Source organism: Colwellia sp. F1 (assembly GCF_056238625.1).
The window spans coordinates 100,062-120,587 of record NZ_JBWDLI010000004.1 but is presented as its reverse complement, the minus strand read 5'-3'; the positions used below and the strand labels follow the sequence as shown (position 1 = coordinate 120,587).

The following is a 20,526-nucleotide window of genomic DNA, read 5'->3' as shown; positions in this document are numbered from 1 at the left end:
GTATTTAGGGTAAACAATAGTATCGCTATGAAATTGAATAAGCAGTTTTCTTTACAGAATAATAATAGTTTTCACGTTAAGTGCATGTCACCCGTTGTTTACTTACCTAAGACACTGGCAGATTTAAAGCAATTGCCTCAGCTTTCTTTGAACGCTTTTTATATTCTTGGTGATGGCAGTAATACCTTATTTGTTGACACCCAAGCGCCGATTATCATTAAGCCCGCGTTTAAAGGCATCAACATAATAGAAACTGAAGATAGCTACACAGTGACAGCGGGGGCAGCTGAAAATTGGCATGACTTGGTCTGTTTATGTATTGAACGTGGCATTAATGGTTTAGAAAACCTTGCTTTAATCCCCGGTAGTGTTGGAGCAGCGCCGGTGCAAAATATTGGTGCCTACGGAGTTGAATTCTCCGATGTGTGTGAACAAGTAAAATGGTATGAGTTTGCGAGTCAGTCAGTTAAAGTGCTTGATAATAGCGCCTGTCACTTTGCTTACCGACACAGCATTTTTAAAGGTGCGCTTTATAATAAAGGCATTATCACTGAGGTGGTTTTTAAGCTACCTAAAGCATGGAAAGCGAATGTGTCTTATGCAGGCCTGAATGAGTTAGGTCATAACGCTAGTGCAAAAATGATTATGGAAAAAGTGATTAGCCTCCGACAGGCGAAATTACCCGATCCTAATATATTAGCGAATGCTGGGAGTTTTTTTAAAAACCCCCTAGTGTCCTCAGAAAAACTAGCACAACTAAAAGCGAGTGAGACAACTGTGCCTTTTTATCCTCAAGAAAATGGCCAAGTTAAGCTAGCGGCCGGTTGGTTAATCGAACAAGCTGGATTAAAAGGTTACAGCGCTAACGGTGTAGGTGTGCACCAACACCAAGCACTGGTTTTAGTTAACTATACCAGTGATTACGGTAAAGATATTGTCGCTTTAGCCTTGTTTGTACAGCAGAAGGTATTTGAAAAATTTAACATATTATTATCACCAGAAGTTCGTATGGTAACCGCGCAAGGAGAACTCACACTTGCAGAGTTGGTCTTAGATAATAAAGAAAAGGGTAACTAAAATGGCGAAAGCTGTGAGAGAGCACCTGCTTAAAGCACTTGCGAGTGGCGAGTTTGTCTCGGGTCAAAAATTAGGTGAAGCGCTAAATATAAGCCGAACCGCTATTTCAAAACACATTAAAGCACTGATAGCGATGGAGCTAGACATCTATAGTGTGACAGGGAAGGGTTATAAACTATCGCAGCCACTCACGCTGTTAAATCAATCGAAAATAGTTGATGCTTTTTCCTTGTTTCAGCCTAAAGCGGTTATTAAGCCAGCGATAGAAGTGCATAGTTTAATTGACTCAACCAATAGTTATTTATTAAGGCGTTTACCACACCAGTTGTCGCAGGGGCAAATATGTTTAGCAGAATTTCAAAGTGCAGGTCGAGGCCGTCGGGGGCGGCAATGGATTTCTCCATTTGGCTCGCAAATTTACTTGTCTGTGTATTGGTATTTAGAGCAAGGCCTTTCTGCAGCAATGGGGCTTAGTTTAGTTGCGGCATTAGCGGTGAGTGATGCAGTTTATGCGTTAACCGCTATTCGAGTTCAACTTAAATGGCCCAATGATATTTATATCGGTGGCGTAAAACTCGCTGGAATCCTTATAGATTTAGAAGGGCAAGCACTAGAGCCTAGCCATAGTGTTATTGGGATTGGTTTAAATGTGAATATGCCAGCAAAAGCTGGTGCAAAAATTGACCAGCAATGGACGGACTTACAAAGCCATAGCGATAGCAAGTTAGACAGAAATTTACTTAGTGCGCATTTAATTTATCATTTACTGCAACGATTAAACCAACACCAAACTGAAGGCTTAAGTACAATGCTAGATGAATGGCATGCCCAAGATTATTACTTAAATAAACGGGTCGAATTACTAACAGGTGAAAAATCTACTAAAGGGATTTGTCGTGGTGTTAATGCCCAAGGCGCATTAATGTTAGAGGTTGATGGTAAGGTTAATGCAATATATGGCGGTGAAGTGAGTCTTAGAGGTGACCAGTGATAGTGTTACTTGATATCGGCAACACGCGCACGAAATATTGTTTTGCTCGGCAGGGGGAAAGAACGTCACCTAAAGCCATACTGAACCAATCGTTATCACTGGCATTTTTCGATGAAAACTTTGCACTTGCCACAAAAATTATTGTGGCAAGCGTAGGTAATGAAACTATAACCGAAACAATAACTGCTTGGTGCAAGTTCAACAATGTCGTTTATCAGCGAGTGATGAGCGAGACAGAAAAAAAAACCGTGATCTCTGGTTATGAAAACCCGAGCCAATTAGGGGTCGACCGATGGTTAGCATTGGTCGGTGTAGCAGAGCTCTATCCTAATAAGAACGTACTTATTATTGATGCGGGAACAGCCACAACAGTAGATTTTTTAACAGCGACCGGCCAACATCAAGGCGGTTGGATTTTAGCTGGTATAAAAACCCTTATCAGCAGTGTTTTAGCGGATACATCGCAAGTACAGGCAAATGCTGACGAAACAGAAAGTATCGCTTTTGGTAGGAATACATCTGAAAATGTCCATAATGCTGCATGGGCAGCGACAGTTGGTGCAATTCATTTGGCGATAGTAGCAATCCAGCAACAAGGCTTAACTTTGAATGAGATCATATTAACAGGTGGCAACAGTCATTTACTTGCTCCATTACTTACCCATAAGCATAAGGTAATTGAAGAACTTGTTTTTCATGGATTACAAGCTTATCTATAAGTTGAAGGTGATAAAAGCAGCGGCTTTGGATAAAAAAACACCAAACGAGCACGAAACTTTCGACAAAGTATAAAAAACATCAATCTTTTTGAAAATTGGACTTGCAAGGGGCAAAACATTACTCTAGAATTCGCACCACTTAATGTAGTGCCGACTTAGCTCAGTTGGTAGAGCAACTGACTTGTAATCAGTAGGTCGCCAGTTCGACTCCGGCAGTCGGCACCATTAATACTATTTCACTGTAAGTGAACTAGGTAAATATACTGGAGGGGTTCCCGAGTGGCCAAAGGGATCAGACTGTAAATCTGACGGCTCCGCCTTCGGTGGTTCGAATCCACCTCCCTCCACCATATTTTTGACTTTTGCTTGTCTTGCAAGTAGAGGTCTAAACAGAGATAATCTGATAGAATTAGCGGGTGTCGTATACTGGCTATTACCTCAGCCTTCCAAGCTGATGAAGCGGGTTCGATTCCCGCCACCCGCTCCAATCTTTGTATATGAATGCTGATATGGCTCAGTTGGTAGAGCGCACCCTTGGTAAGGGTGAGGTCGGCAGTTCGAATCTGCCTATCAGCACCATTCCTTAGATGAATCTATTCCGTTATTTCTAACATTATTTATGCTAAAAAAGTAAACGTAAAATAAACTTAATTCTATACCCAGAGGTATTTTAAAATGGCTAAAGAAAAATTTGAACGTAGTAAACCGCATCTTAACGTTGGTACTATCGGACACGTTGACCACGGTAAAACAACATTAACAGCCGCTATCTCTGCGGTATTAACAAAAGTTCACGGTGGTGATGTTAAAGATTTCACACAAATCGATAATGCACCAGAAGAGCGTGAGCGTGGTATTACTATCAATACTTCACACATTGAGTACGATACAGAATCACGTCACTACGCACACGTAGACTGTCCAGGCCATGCCGATTACGTTAAAAACATGATCACAGGTGCTGCACAAATGGACGGCGCGATTTTAGTTGTTGCTGCAACAGACGGCCCAATGCCACAAACACGTGAGCATATCTTGTTGTCACGTCAAGTTGGTGTTCCATACATCATCGTCTTTATGAACAAATGTGATGTTGTAGACGACGAAGAGTTATTAGAATTAGTAGAAATGGAAATCCGTGAGTTACTTTCTGAATATGATTTCCCAGGTGATGACTTACCTGTAATTCAAGGGTCTGCTTTAGGCGCGTTACAAGGCGAAGAGAAGTGGGAAGCAAAAATCATTGAACTTGCGGACCAGTTAGACACTTATATTCCAGAGCCAGAGCGTGCTATTGATGGTGCTTTCATCATGCCAATTGAAGACGTGTTCTCAATTGCTGGTCGTGGTACGGTTGTAACAGGTCGTGTAGAGCGCGGTATTGTAAAAGTAGGCGATACAGTAGAGATTGTTGGTATTCGTGAGACACAAACATCGACGTGTACTGGTGTAGAAATGTTCCGTAAGCTACTTGACGAAGGTCGTGCTGGTGAGAACTGTGGTGTTCTTCTACGTGGTCTTAAGCGTGAAGACGTTGAACGTGGTCAAGTACTTTGTGCACCAGGTTCAATTTCACCTCATACGAAATTTGAATCAGAAGTTTATGTACTTTCTAAAGATGAAGGTGGTCGTCATACGCCATTCTTTAAAGGCTACCGTCCACAGTTCTACTTCCGTACAACAGACATCACAGGTTCAGTAGAGCTACCTGAAGGTGTAGAAATGGTAATGCCAGGCGACAACTTGAAATTTGTTGTAGAGCTAATTAACCCAGTAGCGATGGACGAAGGTTTACGCTTCGCAATCCGTGAAGGTGGTCGTACAGTTGGTGCTGGTGTTGTTTCAGCCATTTTATCTTAATTGATAATTAATTTGCGCTAGCATGTTTGTTAGCGGCATTGAATAAAACATCAATGCGTTATCAATGAAAAGGTCGTTTTCTATCTCAATTAGAAAACGGCCTTTTTTGTTTACCTATTAAAGAAAACCTAGCAGCCAAAACTTACACTCACTTGCCTTACCTACACTAAAGCGTAAGATCTATAAAAAATGTGTTGTCAGCCATAAATGCTAAATAAAATATTACGCGGTTAAAAAAGTTGATAAACTGTTGCTATCAATGGCCCTAGCGTAATATTCTAATAGGCAACGATAATCTTTAACAAACTCACTAAAGCATTTAAAAGTTTTTGCACTTTTCTATGTTTTATAATTTGTGCTTACGCAATATTTATTTTACTTATAAATAAAGTTCATTTCTGTTGTATCTAATTTAAAAATAAAAACCTTTGACGTTAAATGTAATATAGAATGATCTCCACAAGGAAGCTTATATCAGTTTTTATTTATTAATTGGCTTGTTTTAATCAGTATAAATGACCACATAATGAGTGAAATTGCTATAAATGTTCACCAAGTTAGTAAGTTGCTCTTTGCGTTTATTGACTATTAATGAGGATGTAGATGTTTTTAATTGACCATATTATATTGTTGGCGGCTGTACTGATCTTGCTTGGTATCATATCGAGTAAATTATCAGCACGCTTAGGCTTGCCTGTTTTAGTGCTTTTTTTATTGGTCGGTATGTTGGCCGGTGAAGATGGGCCTGGCGGAATCTTATTTGATAATAAAGAAGCAGCGCATTCTTTAGGTACTTTAGCACTCGCCATTATTTTGTTTGATGGCGGCTTACAGACGCCATTTACGGCAATAAAACGGGTATGGAAGCCTGCTTCAGCACTTGCTACTTTAGGGGTGTTAGTTACCGGTGCGCTAACGGGCACTGCAGCTATGTATATTTTAGATATTCCATTGCTGCATGGTTTACTGCTTGGGGCAATTGTTGGCTCTACAGATGCTGCAGCGGTATTTTCATTACTCAGAAATGCGGGTATTCACTTAAATAAGAAATTAAAAGCGACCCTCGAAATAGAAAGTGCCTCGAACGACCCCATGGCAATATTTCTCACCGTAGGTTTGTTAGAAGTGCTGGTTAATGACATGAAACCTGGCTCAGGCATGTTGGTCATGTTTATATCTCAAATGGGGCTAGGTGCCATTGTTGGATTAGTGGTAGGCTGGCTTTCTGTTAAATTAATTAACCGAATTCAATTGTTAGCAGCAGGCTTGTATCCTGTGTTTGTTGCTGCTTGTGGTATGTTGTCTTTTGGTATTACGGCAAATATTGGTGGTAGTGGTTTTCTCGCAGTCTTTATTACAGGTGTAGTTATCGGTAATAGCCGATTTGTCTTTCAGCGAAGTACCTTTTTATTCCATGATGGTTTAGCCTGGCTAAGTCAAATAACTATGTTCGTTGTACTTGGCTTACTTATCACTCCAACATCTTTATTAGCGGTATGGTTTGAAGGTCTGTTAATTGCGTTAGTATTAATTTTTATCGCCAGACCACTGGCCGTAATCCCTGTGCTTGCACTTTTTGGCTTTAATCTGCGTGAAATATCATTAGTGTCTTGGGTGGGCTTAAGAGGATCTGTGCCGATTATTTTAGCTATTTTCCCGTATATGTTTGATTTACCTGAAGCCGATCTTATTTTTAATGTGGTATTTTTCGTGGTATTAATTTCTGCAACATTACAGGGCTCAAGCTTGTCTTGGGTTGCGCGAAAACTCAAGTTAACCTTACCACCACCGATTACCCCTGCAGCGACACTGGAAATTACTGCCTTGGGCGACGTAGATGCAGACATAGTAGAATATACCTTAGGTAAATCATCACCTGCAGTTGGTCGGCGTCTATCTCACTTAGCACTGCCAGAACATGCTGTGATGGCGATGATCACTCGTGACAATGAAGTAATTCCGCCACGTGGCTCAACGCTTTTACAGGCGGAAGATCAGATATTTATTGTCTTAAAGCCAATTACGCGTGCGTTTGTCGATTTTGTTTTCTCAGGTAAGTTGGCCAGTGACAGTGAAGGGCTACCCGACAGAGAACTTAAGGTAAAGGCCTATACTAGCATAGCTGATATCGCAAACTCTTACGGTATAAATATTAGAGGTGAAGCTGACGATACGTTAGAGTATTTGATCAAATCTAATTTGGATACCGACGCTTATATAGGGGCTTCAGCTCATTTAGGCAATGTGAGTTTGTATGCACGTGAAATGGTAGAGCAACGAATAACTACAGTAGGTATTATTGTTGACGAAAAGTAATTTATAGCGAGGTAGCCTACAAGGTTACCTTAACTGGCATGTGTTCATGCGGTTTGTGTTAGGGGCAAACTGAGTGTTAGTTTGCCCCTAAAGCTAGCTTAAACTTGATTAGGGATTATTTGTATCTCTACTCGGCGATTAAGTGAACGATTCTTTACAGTATTATTGTCTACTAATGGCATGCTTTCTCCATAACCGGTAACTTTTAAACGGCTCGGTAGAATACTTTTATTAGTTAGGTAGTCTTTGACACTTTGAGCACGTTGAGTTGACAGCGTTTGGTTATAAGTAGCGCTTCCCGTGTTATCGGTATGTCCTTCAATGCTCAATAAGGTTTTATCAAATTTTAGTAACACAGTTGCAACATCGTCTAAGGTTGTATGGAAGCCAGAAGTAATATAAGACTGGTTAGTGGCAAACGTAATGTTAGACGGCATAATTAATCGTATATTGTCACCTTCACGAACAATATCAATACCTGAGCCTGATAACTCCTCTCTAAAAGCTTCTTCTTGTTGGTCCATATAACTACCAATGGCAGCACCTGCGAGTGCCCCAATGGCAGCGCCCCAAACCAAACGTTTGTTTTTATGGTTACTGGTTGATTTGCCTAGTACAGCACCGGCTACAGCACCAATTGCAACGCCTTTTTCTGTGTTACTTGCCGTGGAAGCACAACCTGAAAGAATAAGAGAAGACACGATAATTGAAAGCAAAGATTTTTTAAAAAACATAATAGCACCTTGATTGAAATAATATAAAAAGTTAATGAAAATTGGAATAGTGAGAAATATAAAGGCAGTAAATACGCTTGGCATGATTATAGACGCAAGTATACATTATCCTCCCTAGTGTCTACTAGCGTCTGGCGATTATGTTGCAAATAAATCTTGAGTAATGTGCTTGGCTGCGTATAATAGCGCCTCACTTCTCGAGTTTCTCTTAATTCCCAAACAACACTAAGATTCACCCGATGAGTGTAACTATTACTTTGGCCAAATAATTTAATCAACTAAAGTAATGCCAATTACATTAACCAGTTAACTTAATAACACGGCTAATAAACTTGGTAAAAGTAGGGGTGTAGTTCCAATTGGTAGAACAGCGGTCTCCAAAACCGACGGTTGGGAGTTCGAATCTCTCCACCCCTGCCACTTTGATAAAGAAATCGCGGTAAACGCGTTTTAAGCAATTTCCAATTTGATAATGACGGATAGAAATATGAATGCAAGTACAGAAGAGCAACCAAGCAGTTCTTTGGACGGCCTAAAATGGGGCATAATTGTCTTGTTATTAATTGGCGCCATTGGTGGTAATTTTTACTACGGTCAAGAGTCAGCACTATTACGCGCGATTGGTGTTGTAATTGCTGTAGGCGTTGCAGGCTTAATTGCGCTGCAAACATTAAAAGGTCGCACTGCTTTTGCCTTTGCTAAAGAAGCACGAACTGAAGTGCGTAAAGTTGTTTGGCCAACACGCCAAGAGGCTATTCAAACAACGGGTATCGTTTTGGTAGTAACATTATTAATGTCATTATTGCTTTGGGGCTTAGACTCTGTCCTTTTCTGGGTGGTCGGATTAATTACAGGTATGAAGGTATTATAATGTCAGAAGATTTTATTGAAGATTCTGTTGATGGCGCTAAAGGCGAAGACACAGAAGAAAAAGCAGCAAATCAAAACCCCAAGCTAAGATGGTACGTGGTACAAGCTTTTTCTGGCTATGAGGGTCGTGTTCAAAAAACATTGCTAGAGCACATTGAAATTAATGGTTTGCAAGATAAATTTGGCGAAGTTTTAGTACCGACAGAAGAAGTTGTTGAGATGCGAGCGGGACAAAAACGTAAAAGCTCTCGTAAATTCTTCCCTGGTTATGTGTTAGTTCACATGGAATTAGACGATGAATCATGGCACTTAGTTAAAAGTGTTCCAAGAGTACTTGGTTTTATTGGTGGTACTAACGAAAGACCTGCGCCTATTACGCAAAAAGAAGCCGATCGAATTCTACAGCGTTTAGTTGATACAGATAAGCCTAAGCCTAAAACCTTGTTTGAACCAGGTGAAGTTATTCGTGTTATTGAAGGACCGTTTGCTGACTTTAATGGGGTAGTTGAAGAACTAGACTATGAGAAAAACAGAATTAAAGTATCAGTGCTTATTTTCGGGCGTTCAACCCCAGTAGACCTTGAATTTGGCCAAGTGGAAAAAGGAAGCTAAGCTTTTTAAGCAAATGGCTGAGAAAAAAACCAAAGTCTATCTTTGGTTTTTTATGTGTATTGTATTGCGTGGTAAAAAACACTTGAAACTTGTCGAGTGATTGATATATAATCCGCTACCGCGTTTTTTTATCGCGGCCTAAATGCATGTTTTTTTAATAAAATATTGTTTAGTAAACAGGGAAGCGAAAGCTGTTACACAGTAATTAGCGCTAACTACCCACAATAAAGGTATTTAAAAATGGCTAAGAAAGTCCAAGCTTTAATCAAGCTTCAAGTAGCTGCTGGCGCAGCTAACCCGTCACCCCCAGTTGGTCCTGCATTAGGTCAACACGGTGTGAATATTATGGAATTCTGTAAAGCGTTCAACGCCAAAACAGACTCTCTAGATAAAGGCGCTCCGGTTCCAGTAGTAATTACTGTTTATAATGACCGTTCGTTCACATTCGAAACTAAAACTCCACCTGCCGCTTATTTGTTATTAAAAGCAGCGGGCGTGAAAAGCGGCTCTGGTCGTCCTAACACTGAAAAAGTGGGTACTGTAACTACAGCCCAAGTTGAAGAAATTGTTAAGGCAAAAGAACCTGATTTAACTGCTGGTTCATTAGAAGCTGCAGTGCGTACCATTGCGGGCTCTGCTCGTTCAATGGGTTTAGTGGTAGAGGACTAATCAATGACTAAATTAACAAAACGCGCTCGTCTTATCCGTGAAAAAGTAGACGTAACAAAAGAATACGATATCAATGAAGCGGTTTCTTTATTAAAAGAATTTGCTACCGCAAAGTTCCGTGAAAGTGTAGACGTTGCTGTAAATCTTGGTATTGATGCTCGTAAATCAGATCAAAACGTTCGTGGTGCTGCCGTGTTACCTAATGGTACTGGTCGTGAAGTACGCGTTGCTGTATTTACACAAGGTGCAAACGCAGAGAAAGCTAAAGAAGCCGGTGCTGACGTTGTTGGCATGGAAGACCTAGCTGAGCAAGTAAAAGCTGGTGAAATGAACTTCGACGTTGTTATTGCTTCGCCAGATGCAATGCGTGTTGTTGGTCAATTAGGTCAAATTTTAGGCCCGCGTGGCTTAATGCCTAACCCTAAAGTTGGTACTGTAACACCTGACGTAGCTGGCGCTGTTAAAAACGCTAAGTCTGGTCAAGTTCGCTACCGTAACGACAAGAACGGTATCATCCATACGACTATCGGTAAGGCTGATTTTGAACCTGAACAGTTGCAAGCCAACTTAGAGTTTTTGTTAGAAGCGCTTAAAAAAGCAAAACCAGCAAATGCTAAAGGTCAATACATCAAGAAAGTATCACTTTCTACTACTATGGGTGCTGGCGTTGCCATCAACCAAGCTAGCTTATCTCAAGCTTAGTTTTAGTCTAGAATATTGATCAGTAAAGCTTATTGTTGATGCTTTACAAAGGCGAAATTATAACCTATAATTCCGCCTCTTAAATTTTGGTAGGAGTTATGTCGTTACCTTGTAGACGATAAATCTATTGTATAACAATGACATGACCCCCGTCCAAGACCGTAGGAGTTTTTATTGGATAGGTTTGCCTTCTGGCTCTCTGATGAAAATAAAAACTTAATTTCCTACGTAGATGGTGATTACCCAGATATTTTCCTTAAATTCTGGTCCTCGCCGTAATGGCCTAGTATACAATTATGTACGCTAGGGATTGTAAATACCGGTGCTTATCTTTAGATACCCGGTGAACCAGGAGTTAAAGCCAATGGCTATCAATCTTGATGACAAAAAAGCAATTGTTGCTGAAGTTCAAGAAGCTGCCGCTGGCGCTCAATCGGCTGTTGTCGCGAACACTCGCGGTGTGACAGTTGAAGCAATTACAGTGTTACGTAAGCAAGCACGTGAAAACGGTGTATGGATGAAAGTTATCCGTAATACCTTAGCACGTCGTGCGGTAGCAGGTACGGAATTTGAGTGTGTTAATGACACATTTACAGGCCCTACACTAATTGCATTTTCAAACGAACATCCAGGTGCCGCTGCACGTTTATTCACAGATTTCGCTAAAACTAACGAAAACTTTGTATTAAAAGCAGCAGCATTTGAAGGTAATGTAGTAGACGTAAATATGTTAGCTAAGCTACCAACTTACGACGAAGCAATTGCCCGTTTAATGAGCGCTATGAAAGAAGCATCTGCAGGCAAATTAGTCCGCACGATTGCTGCAGTTCGCGATCAGAAAGAACAAGAAGCTGCCTAGGTTATTTAAGCATAATGCTTATAACCAAGCTTTTTATTTATAGTTATTTCAAATAGTGCTTTATTGCTTATAAAAAGTAAAAATGGCCTGTTTATTAAAAATTAGGAAATTATAGTATGTCTATCTCTAAAGACGATATCTTAAACGCAGTTGCTGAAATGTCAGTAATGGACGTTGTTGCATTAGTTGAAGCAATGGAAGAAAAATTCGGCGTATCTGCTGCTGCAGCTGTTGCTGTTGCTGGTGGTGACGCTGGTGGTTCTGCTGAAGAGCAAACTGAATTTGATGTTGTATTAACTAGCTTCGGTGAGAAGAAAGTTGCAGTAATCAAAGCCGTTCGTGGCGCTACAGGTTTAGGCCTTAAAGAAGCTAAAGACTTAGTTGAAGCTCTTGGTACGCTTAAAGAAGGCGCAGACAAAGCTGAAGCTGAAGAGCTTAAGAAAACTCTTGAAGAAGCTGGTGCTTCTGTTGAGATCAAATAGTCTGTTTTTAAACAGAGTATTTGCCTGAAAAGGCATGGCTGGTGATTTAAACGTCACCGGCCTTTTTGCGCTTTTTACTACTAGAAAACAAATAAGTTGTTAATAAGGTAATATTAAGTGTTAGATGATTTGTCATCTAGTAATGTTTAGACGTAAGCATTACCTAAATAACCTGTCTGTGTAAGAATAGCTTACTAGGCAGATTTGGCCATAACCAGCAAGCTGAGGAACCCCATGGCTTACTCATACTTTGAGAAAAAGCGAATTAGAAAGGACTTTGGTAAAAATGCACAAGTAATGGAATATCCATTCTTGTTGTCCATTCAACTCGATTCTTTCCGCAAGTTTATTGATATTGATCCCACAGGTGAAACCGGTCTAGAGGCTGCTTTCCGTTCTATTTTCCCAATTAAAGCTTACTCAGGTAGCTCAGAATTACAATATGTGAGCTACCGCTTAGGTGAACCGTTATTTGACGTTAAAGAATGTCAAATACGTGGTGTAACTTATTCTGCACCACTACGCGTTAAATTACGTTTAGTGGTATACGATAAAGAAGCTCCGGCAGGTACTGTAAAAGATATCAAAGAGCAAGAAGTGTACATGGGTGAAATCCCGTTGATGACAGATAACGGTACCTTTGTAATCAATGGTACTGAGCGTGTTATCGTTTCACAATTACATCGTTCTCCTGGTGTATTCTTTGATCACGATAAAGGTAAGACGCATTCATCGGGTAAAGTATTATATAACGCACGCGTTATTCCTTACCGTGGTTCATGGTTAGACTTTGAATTCGATCCAAAAGACAATTTGTTTGTCCGTATTGATAGACGTCGTAAATTACCTGCGTCAATTATCTTACGCGCCTTAGAATATTCAACAGAAGAAATTTTGGCTATTTTCTATGATACAACGAATTTTGCTATTAAAGGCGATAAGTTGATTATGGATCTTATCCCTGAACGTCTTCGTGGTGAAACAGCGACGTTTGATATTGCCATTAAAAAAGGTGAAATCTTAGTTGAATCGGGCCGCCGTATTACTGCGCGTCATATTCGTGCCTTAAGCAAAGCGAATGTTGATAAACTCGAAGTTCCCGCTGAGTACATTGTAGGTAAAGTATTATCAAAAGCCTACATCGACAAATCTACGGGTGAAGTGATTGCTGAAGCAAATGCTGAAATAACGTTAGAGTTATTAGCAGAACTCAGCCAAGCAGGCCATAAATCATTGTCTACTTTATATATGAATGAATTTGATGTTGGTTCATATATGTCAGACACCTTGCGCGTGGATAGCTCGACTAACCGCTTAGAAGCCTTAGTTGAAATTTACCGCATGATGCGCCCAGGCGAACCACCAACTAAAGACGCAGCAGAAACACTCTTTAATAACTTGTTCTTCTCGTCTGAACGTTATGAGTTATCAACAGTTGGTCGTATGAAGTTTAATCGTCGAGTAGGTAATGCCGATGATATAGGCTCAGGTGTTTTATCTAACGAAGATATTGTGGCAGTAATGAAAACCTTAATCGACATTCGTGACGGTAAAGGTGAAGTTGATGATATCGACCATTTAGGTAACCGTCGTATTCGCTCTGTGGGTGAAATGGCTGAAAACCAATTCCGTGTAGGGCTTGTACGTGTTGAACGTGCAGTACGGGAACGTTTAAGTCTTGGTGACTTAGATGCGATCATGCCACAAGATTTAATTAACGCTAAACCAATTTCTGCGGCAGTGAAAGAGTTCTTTGGTTCATCACAATTGTCTCAGTTTATGGACCAAAATAACCCCTTGTCAGAAGTTACGCATAAGCGTCGTATTTCTGCCTTAGGCCCAGGTGGTTTAACACGTGAACGTGCTGGTTTCGAAGTGCGAGATGTTCACCCAACGCATTATGGCCGTGTGTGTCCAATCGAAACGCCAGAAGGTCCAAACATCGGTTTGATCAACTCGCTTTCTTGTTACGCACGTACTAATGACTTTGGCTTTTTAGAAACGCCTTATCGTAAAGTAGTTGACGGCTTAGTGACTGATGATATTGATTATTTATCGGCCATTGAAGAAGGTAACTTTGTTATCGCTCAAGCGAACGCAATCCGTGATGCTTCTGATAAGCTTATTGAAGACTTAGTCAACTGTCGTCACAAAAATGAATTTACACTAAAAAGTCCAGCTGAAGTTCAATATATGGATGTATCACCACAACAAATTATTTCTGTTGCGGCGTCACTTATTCCATTCCTTGAACATGATGATGCTAACCGTGCCTTAATGGGGTCGAACATGCAACGTCAAGCAGTACCAACACTTATCGTCGATAAGCCATTAGTGGGTACTGGAATGGAGAAAGTTGTCGCAGTTGACTCAGGGGTAACAGAAGTCGCTAAGCGTGGTGGTGTAATCAGTTATGTAGATGCATCGCGCATTGTTGTTAAAGTTAATGAAAATGAAATGCATGCGGGCGAAGCCGGTATTGATATTTATAACTTAACTAAATACACCCGCTCGAACCAAAATACCTGTATCAACCAACGCCCTGTGTGTCGCATGGGAGAGCCGGTAGTTCGTGGTGATGTACTAGCTGACGGCCCTTCAACCGATATGGGTGAATTAGCACTTGGGCAAAACATGCGTATTGCCTTCATGCCTTGGAATGGTTACAACTTTGAAGATTCAATGTTGCTATCTGAGCGAGTTGCCATTGAAGACCGTTTTACCACGATTCATATTCAAGAGCTAACCTGTATCGCACGTGATACCAAATTAGGCGCAGAAGAAATCACTGCAGACATTCCTAATGTTGGCGAGTCTGCCTTATCTAAATTAGATGAAGCCGGTGTTGTTTACATTGGTGCTGAAGTGAACGGTGGTGACATCTTAGTGGGTAAAGTTACCCCTAAAGGTGAAACACAATTAACACCGGAAGAAAAACTTTTACGTGCAATTTTTGGTGAAAAAGCTGCCGATGTTAAAGATAGCTCTTTACGCGTACCAAACGCTGTAAAAGGTACTATCATTGATGTACAAATCTTTACGCGTGATGGCGTTGAAAAAGATGCGCGTGCAATTGAAATTGAAGAAATGCAACTGAAAGAAGTTAAGAAAGATCTTGGCGATGAATTAAGCATTTTAGAAGATGGCATATACGCACGCACCAAGAAGCTATTATTATCTGCTGGCATGAGCGAGTCTGACTTAACAGCGATGTCTCGCGATAAGTGGTTAATACAAAACTTATCGGATGAAGGGCAGCAAGCAGAGTTAGAACAAATTGCCGAGCAATACGACAATATTAAAGAAGACTTTGATAAGAAGTATGAAATTAAGCGTCGTAAAATAACGCAAGGTGATGACTTACAACCAGGTGTATTAAAAATAGTTAAAGTTTACTTAGCTGTTAAACGCCACATTCAGCCAGGTGATAAAATGGCTGGACGTCATGGTAACAAGGGTGTTATTTCAAACGTAGTCCCTGTTGAAGATATGCCATACGATGAACATGGTGTGCCAGTTGATCTTATCTTGAACCCATTAGGTGTTCCATCACGGATGAACATAGGTCAGATCTTAGAAACGCATTTAGGCATGGCAGCACGTGGTATTGGTGAAAAAATTAACCGCATGCTAGAAGCACAAAAAGAAATTCATAAACTGCGTAACTTTTTACAAGAAGTTTATAATGTGGGTGAATCTCGACAAGATGTTGACGTTGCGAGCTTCTCTGATGAAGAAGTATTGCGCCTAGCGGGTAACTTACGTGCAGGTTTACCAATTGCAACACCAGCATTTGACGGTGCAGCGGAAAAGGAAATCAAAGAGTTATTTAAACTGGCAGATATGCCTGAAAGTGGTCAGTTTATCTTAACTGATGGTCGTACTGGACGTAAATTTGAACGCCCAGTTACTGTAGGGTATATGTATATGTTAAAACTAAACCATTTAGTTGACGACAAAATGCATGCTCGTTCTACAGGGTCATACAGCTTAGTTACCCAACAACCACTTGGTGGTAAAGCACAATTTGGTGGGCAACGTTTTGGTGAGATGGAAGTATGGGCATTAGAAGCTTATGGTGCGGCTTATACCCTACAAGAAATGCTGACTGTTAAATCTGATGACGTTGCTGGTCGTACGAAGATGTATAAAAACCTAGTTGACGGTGATCACCGTATGGATCCGGGTATTCCTGAGTCATTCAACGTATTACTTAAAGAAATTCGTTCTTTAGGTATAAATATTGAATTAGACCTAGACTAATACCTAGGCTAACTAGAACTGAAGTCTAGTTAGCCTTGCAAAGCTGAAATTCAGTACATGGAGAAAGCTAACTGTTAGCTTTCTTAAATGTTTAACTCCGACAGGAGAATAGTGTGAAAGATTTACTTAAGTTTCTTAAGCAACAAAATCAAACAGAAGATTTTGATGGTATTCGCATCGGTCTAGCGTCGCCAGATTTAGTGCGTTCTTGGTCATTTGGTGAGGTTAAAAAGCCTGAAACCATTAACTACCGTACGTTTAAACCAGAACGTGACGGTTTATTTTGTGCGCGTATTTTTGGCCCAGTGAAAGACTATGAATGTCTTTGTGGCAAATACAAACGCTTAAAACACCGTGGTGTTATCTGTGAGAAATGTGGCGTTGAGGTTACCTTAACTAAAGTTCGTCGTGAACGTATGGGGCATATAGAACTTGCTAGCCCTGTTGCGCATATTTGGTTCTTAAAATCATTACCTTCACGTATTGGTTTATTACTGGATATGACATTACGTGATATTGAACGTGTGCTTTATTTTGAATCTTATGTTGTTACCGAGCCAGGTATGACAACGTTAGAAAAAAGCCAAATACTAACGGAAGAAGAATACCTAGACGCGTTAGAAGAGCACGGTGATGAATTTGACGCCCTTATGGGTGCCGAAGCAGTATTAGCTTTACTACAACAAATCGATTTAGACGGCGAAGTCGCGCAAATGCGTGAAGAGTTACCTGAAATTGGTAGTGAAACTAAGCGCAAAAAAATTACTAAACGTTTAAAATTAATGGAAGCATTTGCTGCTTCAGGCAACAAGCCTGAGTGGATGATTATGGATGTTCTTCCAATTTTGCCGCCAGACTTACGTCCGTTGGTACCGCTTGACGGTGGTCGTTTTGCAACGTCAGATCTAAATGATCTATACCGCCGCGTAATTAACCGTAACAACCGTTTAAAGCGTCTTCTAGACTTAGTAGCGCCAGATATTATCGTACGTAACGAAAAGCGTATGTTACAAGAGTCTGTTGACGCACTTTTAGATAATGGTCGTCGTGGTCGTGCCATTACTGGCTCGAACAAACGTCCGCTAAAATCACTTGCCGATATGATCAAAGGTAAGCAAGGTCGTTTCCGTCAAAACTTACTTGGTAAGCGTGTAGATTACTCAGGCCGTTCTGTAATTACCGTAGGTCCTACATTAAAATTACATCAATGTGGTCTACCAAAGAAAATGGCATTAGAGTTATTTAAGCCATTTATTTACGGTGTGTTAGAACGTCGTGGTTTAGCAACAACAATTAAAGCCGCTAAAAAGCTAGTAGAACGTGAAGGCGCAGAAGTTTGGGATGTACTTGATGAAGTAATCCGTGAACACCCAGTAATGCTTAACCGTGCACCTACATTGCATAGATTAGGTATTCAAGCGTTTGAACCAGTACTAATTGAAGGTAAAGCAATTCACCTTCATCCGTTAGTTTGTGCGGCATACAATGCCGATTTCGATGGTGACCAAATGGCGGTACATGTACCCCTTACTATCGAAGCACAAATGGAAGCACGTACGTTAATGATGTCTACTAACAACGTGCTAGCACCTGCTAACGGTGAGCCAATCATAGTACCATCACAAGACGTTGTATTAGGTCTTTATTACCTAACACGTGACCGTGTGAATGGTTTAGGTGAGGGCATGGTGTTTGTTGACACCAAGGAAGCAGAAAAAGCCTACCGTTCAGGCCATGCAGAACTTCATGCACGTGTAAAAATTCGTATTACTGAGCATGTTAAGAATGCTGCAGGCGAGCTTGAAGAAAAAACGAGTCTACGTGACACCACTGTTGGTCGTGCTATTTTATGGCAGGTTTGCCCGCAAGGTTTACCGTACGATATTATTGATCAACCACTCGCTAAAAAAGCGATTTCTAAATTGATTAACCATGCATACCGTACGCTTGGCTTAAAAGATACGGTTATTTTTGCTGACCAAATTATGTACACAGGTTTTCATTATGCGATGATCGCCGGTGCATCAGTTGGTATTAATGATATGGTTATTCCTGAGGCTAAATACAGCATCATCGAAGACTCAGAAGCTGAAGTGGCTGAAATTCAAGCGCAGTTTGATCAAGGTCTTGTAACTGCAGGTGAAAAATACAACAAAGTCATTGATATTTGGTCGTCTGCGAACGAAAAAGTATCTAAAGCGATGATGGATAACTTATCTAAAGAGCAAGTCTTAAATCGTGCTGGAGACATGGAAGAGCAAGACTCATTCAACTCAATCTTTATGATGGCTGACTCGGGTGCTCGTGGTAGTGCTGCTCAGATTCGTCAGTTAGCGGGTATGCGTGGCTTGATGGCTAAACCAGACGGTTCAATCATCGAAACCCCAATCAAAGCTAACTTCCGTGAAGGCTTGAATGTATCTGAATACTTTATTTCAACCCATGGCGCGCGTAAAGGTTTGGCCGATACAGCCCTTAAAACCGCTAACTCGGGTTACTTAACCCGTCGTTTAGTGGATGTTGCCCAGGATTTAGTGGTAACAGAGCACGACTGTGGTACAGAAGATGGTTTATTAATGACACCATTAATTGAAGGTGGTGATGTTGTAGAACCATTACGTGAGCGTGTATTAGGGCGTGTTGTTTGTGAAGATGTATTAATTCCTGGTACTGAGGAAGTATTACTACCACGTAATACCCTAATTGACGAAGCTTTATGTGATGTTATTGAAGAAAATTCAGTAGACCAAATTAAAGTGCGCTCAATTATTACCTGTGAAACTGATTTTGGTATTTGTGCTCATTGTTACGGTCGTGATTTGGCTCGTGGCCATATGATCAACCAAGGTGAAGCGATTGGTGTTGTAGCTGCTCAGTCTATCGGTGAGCCAGGTACACAGCTAACTATGCGTACCTTCCATATTGGTGGTGCCGCATCACGTGCTTCCGCAGAGAATAACGTACAAGTTAACAACTCAGGTACATTGAAGTTACAAAATGCTAAGTTTGTTACTAACTCAGACAAAAATATCGTTATTACTTCACGCTCATCAGAGCTAACGGTTATTGATGAAATGGGTCGCGTAACTGAAAACTATAAAGTGCCATACGGTGCTGTACTGTCAAAGAAAGATGGTCAGGCTGTTACTGCTGGTGAAACCGTGGCTAGTTGGGATCCGCATACGCATCCAATTATCACGGAAGTAAAAGGTAAAGCACAGTTTGTTGACTTAATCGATGGCGTTACTATGGTTCGTCAAACCGATGAGTTAACCGGCTTATCAAGTATTGTAATCACGGAAGCTGCTCAGCGTAGTGCCAGTGGTAAAGAAATGCGTCCTGCGTTAAAACTAGTAGATGCTAAAGGTAAAGACGTAATGATTGCCGGTACTGAAATTCCAGCACTTTACTACTTGCCAGGCAACGCGATTGTTAACCTAGAAGATGGGGCAGATGTAAGTGTTGGTGACGCACTAGCACGTATCCCACAAGCAAGTTCTAAAACACGTGATATAACTGGTGGTCTACCACGAGTTGCTGATTTATTTGAAGCACGTAAACCTAAGTTACCGGCAATTCTTGCTGAAAAAACAGGTGTTATTGCCTTCGGTAAAGAAACAAAAGGTAAAGTACGTTTGTTGATCACGCAACCGAATGGTGAAGTGTATGAAGAGATGATCCCTAAAACACGTCAATTAAACGTGTTCGAAGGTGAGCAAGTATCAAAAGGTGAGGTTATCGCTGACGGTCCTGAGTCTCCACATGACATTCTTCGCTTACGTGGTGTAGCGCCAGTGGCTAACTACATTGTTAATGAAGTACAAGAAGTATACCGTTTACAAGGTGTTAAGATTAACGATAAGCACATTGAAGTTATTGTTCGTCAAATGATCCGTAAGTGTGAGATTCTTGATGCGGGTGACAGTGAGTTCCTCAAAGGTGAACAAGTGGAAGTGGCACGAGTAAATATTGCCAACCGTGATCTTGAAGCACAAGGCAAGCAACCTGCTGAATATGAAATGCAAATGATGGGTATTACTAAAGCATCACTTGCTACTGAATCATTTATTTCAGCAGCATCTTTCCAAGAAACAACACGTGTGCTTACTGAAGCAGCGGTTGCTGGTAAGAAAGACGGTTTACGTGGCTTGAAAGAAAACGTGATTGTTGGTCGCTTAATCCCTGCAGGGACAGGTTATGCTTACCATCAAGAGCGTGCTAAAGCAAAAGCGGCCTTTGATGCGCATGAAGATACTACGGTATCTGCTGACGATGCCGAAAAAGCCTTGGCTGACGCCTTAAGTGCAGACCTAGACTCAGAATAACTTTGTAGTCTACTAGGGGAGTGCTTATCATACCCAATGTATAATAA

The 20,526-nt window shown here is 40.8% G+C and carries 14 protein-coding genes and 5 tRNA genes; 18 read left to right on the top strand and 1 reads right to left on the bottom strand.

The window, feature by feature from the left end:
* The first annotated feature begins 27 nt into the window (after nucleotides 1–27).
* The 9 genes from murB to AC0UA9_RS04890 all read left to right on the top strand — a co-directional run bounded on the left by murB (nucleotide 28) and on the right by AC0UA9_RS04890 (nucleotide 6,963).
* Complete coding sequence (gene murB / locus AC0UA9_RS04930) at nucleotides 28–1,077, top strand: UDP-N-acetylmuramate dehydrogenase (protein WP_475657820.1); 1,050 nt, start codon at nucleotides 28–30, stop codon at nucleotides 1,075–1,077.
* 1 nt (nucleotide 1,078) lies between these two features.
* The gene (gene birA, locus AC0UA9_RS04925) at nucleotides 1,079–2,068 is read left to right on the top strand and encodes a bifunctional biotin--[acetyl-CoA-carboxylase] ligase/biotin operon repressor BirA (protein WP_475657818.1); all 990 of its coding nucleotides are present in this window, start codon (nucleotides 1,079–1,081) and stop codon (nucleotides 2,066–2,068) included.
* Complete coding sequence (locus AC0UA9_RS04920) at nucleotides 2,065–2,787, top strand: type III pantothenate kinase (protein WP_475657816.1); 723 nt, start codon at nucleotides 2,065–2,067, stop codon at nucleotides 2,785–2,787. Before birA ends, AC0UA9_RS04920 begins: the two co-directional genes overlap by 4 nt.
* 149 nt (nucleotides 2,788–2,936) lie before the next feature.
* Nucleotides 2,937–3,012, top strand: a tRNA-Thr gene (locus tag AC0UA9_RS04915).
* A 40-nt stretch (nucleotides 3,013–3,052) separates the two neighbouring features.
* Nucleotides 3,053–3,137 (top strand) — tRNA-Tyr (locus AC0UA9_RS04910).
* 62 nt (nucleotides 3,138–3,199) lie between these two features.
* Nucleotides 3,200–3,274, top strand: a tRNA-Gly gene (locus AC0UA9_RS04905).
* A 16-nt stretch (nucleotides 3,275–3,290) separates the two neighbouring features.
* Nucleotides 3,291–3,366 (top strand) — tRNA-Thr (locus AC0UA9_RS04900).
* Nucleotides 3,367–3,462: 96 nt separating this feature from the next.
* On the top strand, nucleotides 3,463–4,647 hold the full coding sequence (gene tuf / locus AC0UA9_RS04895; protein WP_475657788.1) for an elongation factor Tu: 1,185 nt from the start codon (nucleotides 3,463–3,465) through the stop codon (nucleotides 4,645–4,647).
* A 603-nt stretch (nucleotides 4,648–5,250) separates the two neighbouring features.
* Nucleotides 5,251–6,963 carry a potassium/proton antiporter gene (locus AC0UA9_RS04890; protein ID WP_475657815.1) on the top strand — a complete coding sequence of 571 codons (1,713 nt, stop codon included), beginning with the start codon at nucleotides 5,251–5,253 and terminating at the stop codon, nucleotides 6,961–6,963.
* Between the two features lie 98 nt (nucleotides 6,964–7,061).
* On the opposite strand, the gene AC0UA9_RS04885 is transcribed toward AC0UA9_RS04890, so the two are convergent.
* Nucleotides 7,062–7,697 (bottom strand): YiaD family glycine zipper/OmpA-like lipoprotein, encoded by a 636-nt coding sequence (locus AC0UA9_RS04885; protein WP_475657814.1) that lies wholly within the window; start codon nucleotides 7,695–7,697, stop codon nucleotides 7,062–7,064.
* A gap of 343 nt (nucleotides 7,698–8,040) precedes the next feature.
* Between AC0UA9_RS04885 and AC0UA9_RS04880 the strand changes: the two genes are divergently transcribed.
* From AC0UA9_RS04880 to rpoC, 9 genes are all read left to right on the top strand, one after another.
* A tRNA-Trp gene (locus AC0UA9_RS04880) sits at nucleotides 8,041–8,117 on the top strand.
* A gap of 67 nt (nucleotides 8,118–8,184) precedes the next feature.
* Entirely contained in the window at nucleotides 8,185–8,568 is a 384-nt protein-coding gene (gene secE / locus AC0UA9_RS04875) for a preprotein translocase subunit SecE (protein ID WP_475657812.1), read from the top strand.
* On the top strand, nucleotides 8,568–9,179 hold the full coding sequence (gene nusG, locus AC0UA9_RS04870) for a transcription termination/antitermination protein NusG (RefSeq protein WP_475657810.1): 612 nt from the start codon (nucleotides 8,568–8,570) through the stop codon (nucleotides 9,177–9,179). The genes secE and nusG overlap by 1 nt, the downstream gene beginning before the upstream one ends.
* A gap of 240 nt (nucleotides 9,180–9,419) precedes the next feature.
* Entirely contained in the window at nucleotides 9,420–9,848 is a 429-nt protein-coding gene (gene rplK / locus AC0UA9_RS04865) for a 50S ribosomal protein L11 (RefSeq protein ID WP_475657809.1), read from the top strand.
* A 3-nt stretch (nucleotides 9,849–9,851) separates the two neighbouring features.
* The gene (gene rplA, locus AC0UA9_RS04860) at nucleotides 9,852–10,550 is read left to right on the top strand and encodes a 50S ribosomal protein L1 (RefSeq protein WP_475657807.1); all 699 of its coding nucleotides are present in this window, start codon (nucleotides 9,852–9,854) and stop codon (nucleotides 10,548–10,550) included.
* Between the two features lie 364 nt (nucleotides 10,551–10,914).
* Complete coding sequence (gene rplJ / locus AC0UA9_RS04855; RefSeq protein ID WP_475657806.1) at nucleotides 10,915–11,409, top strand: 50S ribosomal protein L10; 495 nt, start codon at nucleotides 10,915–10,917, stop codon at nucleotides 11,407–11,409.
* Nucleotides 11,410–11,525: 116 nt separating this feature from the next.
* Nucleotides 11,526–11,891 carry a 50S ribosomal protein L7/L12 gene (rplL, locus tag AC0UA9_RS04850; RefSeq protein WP_475657803.1) on the top strand — a complete coding sequence of 122 codons (366 nt, stop codon included), beginning with the start codon at nucleotides 11,526–11,528 and terminating at the stop codon, nucleotides 11,889–11,891.
* 234 nt (nucleotides 11,892–12,125) lie between these two features.
* Nucleotides 12,126–16,154, top strand: a complete 4,029-nt coding sequence (rpoB, locus tag AC0UA9_RS04845; RefSeq protein WP_475657801.1) for a DNA-directed RNA polymerase subunit beta — start codon at nucleotides 12,126–12,128, stop codon at nucleotides 16,152–16,154.
* Between the two features lie 113 nt (nucleotides 16,155–16,267).
* On the top strand, nucleotides 16,268–20,479 hold the full coding sequence (rpoC, locus tag AC0UA9_RS04840; protein WP_475657799.1) for a DNA-directed RNA polymerase subunit beta': 4,212 nt from the start codon (nucleotides 16,268–16,270) through the stop codon (nucleotides 20,477–20,479).
* Nucleotides 20,480–20,526: the final 47 nt, after the last annotated feature.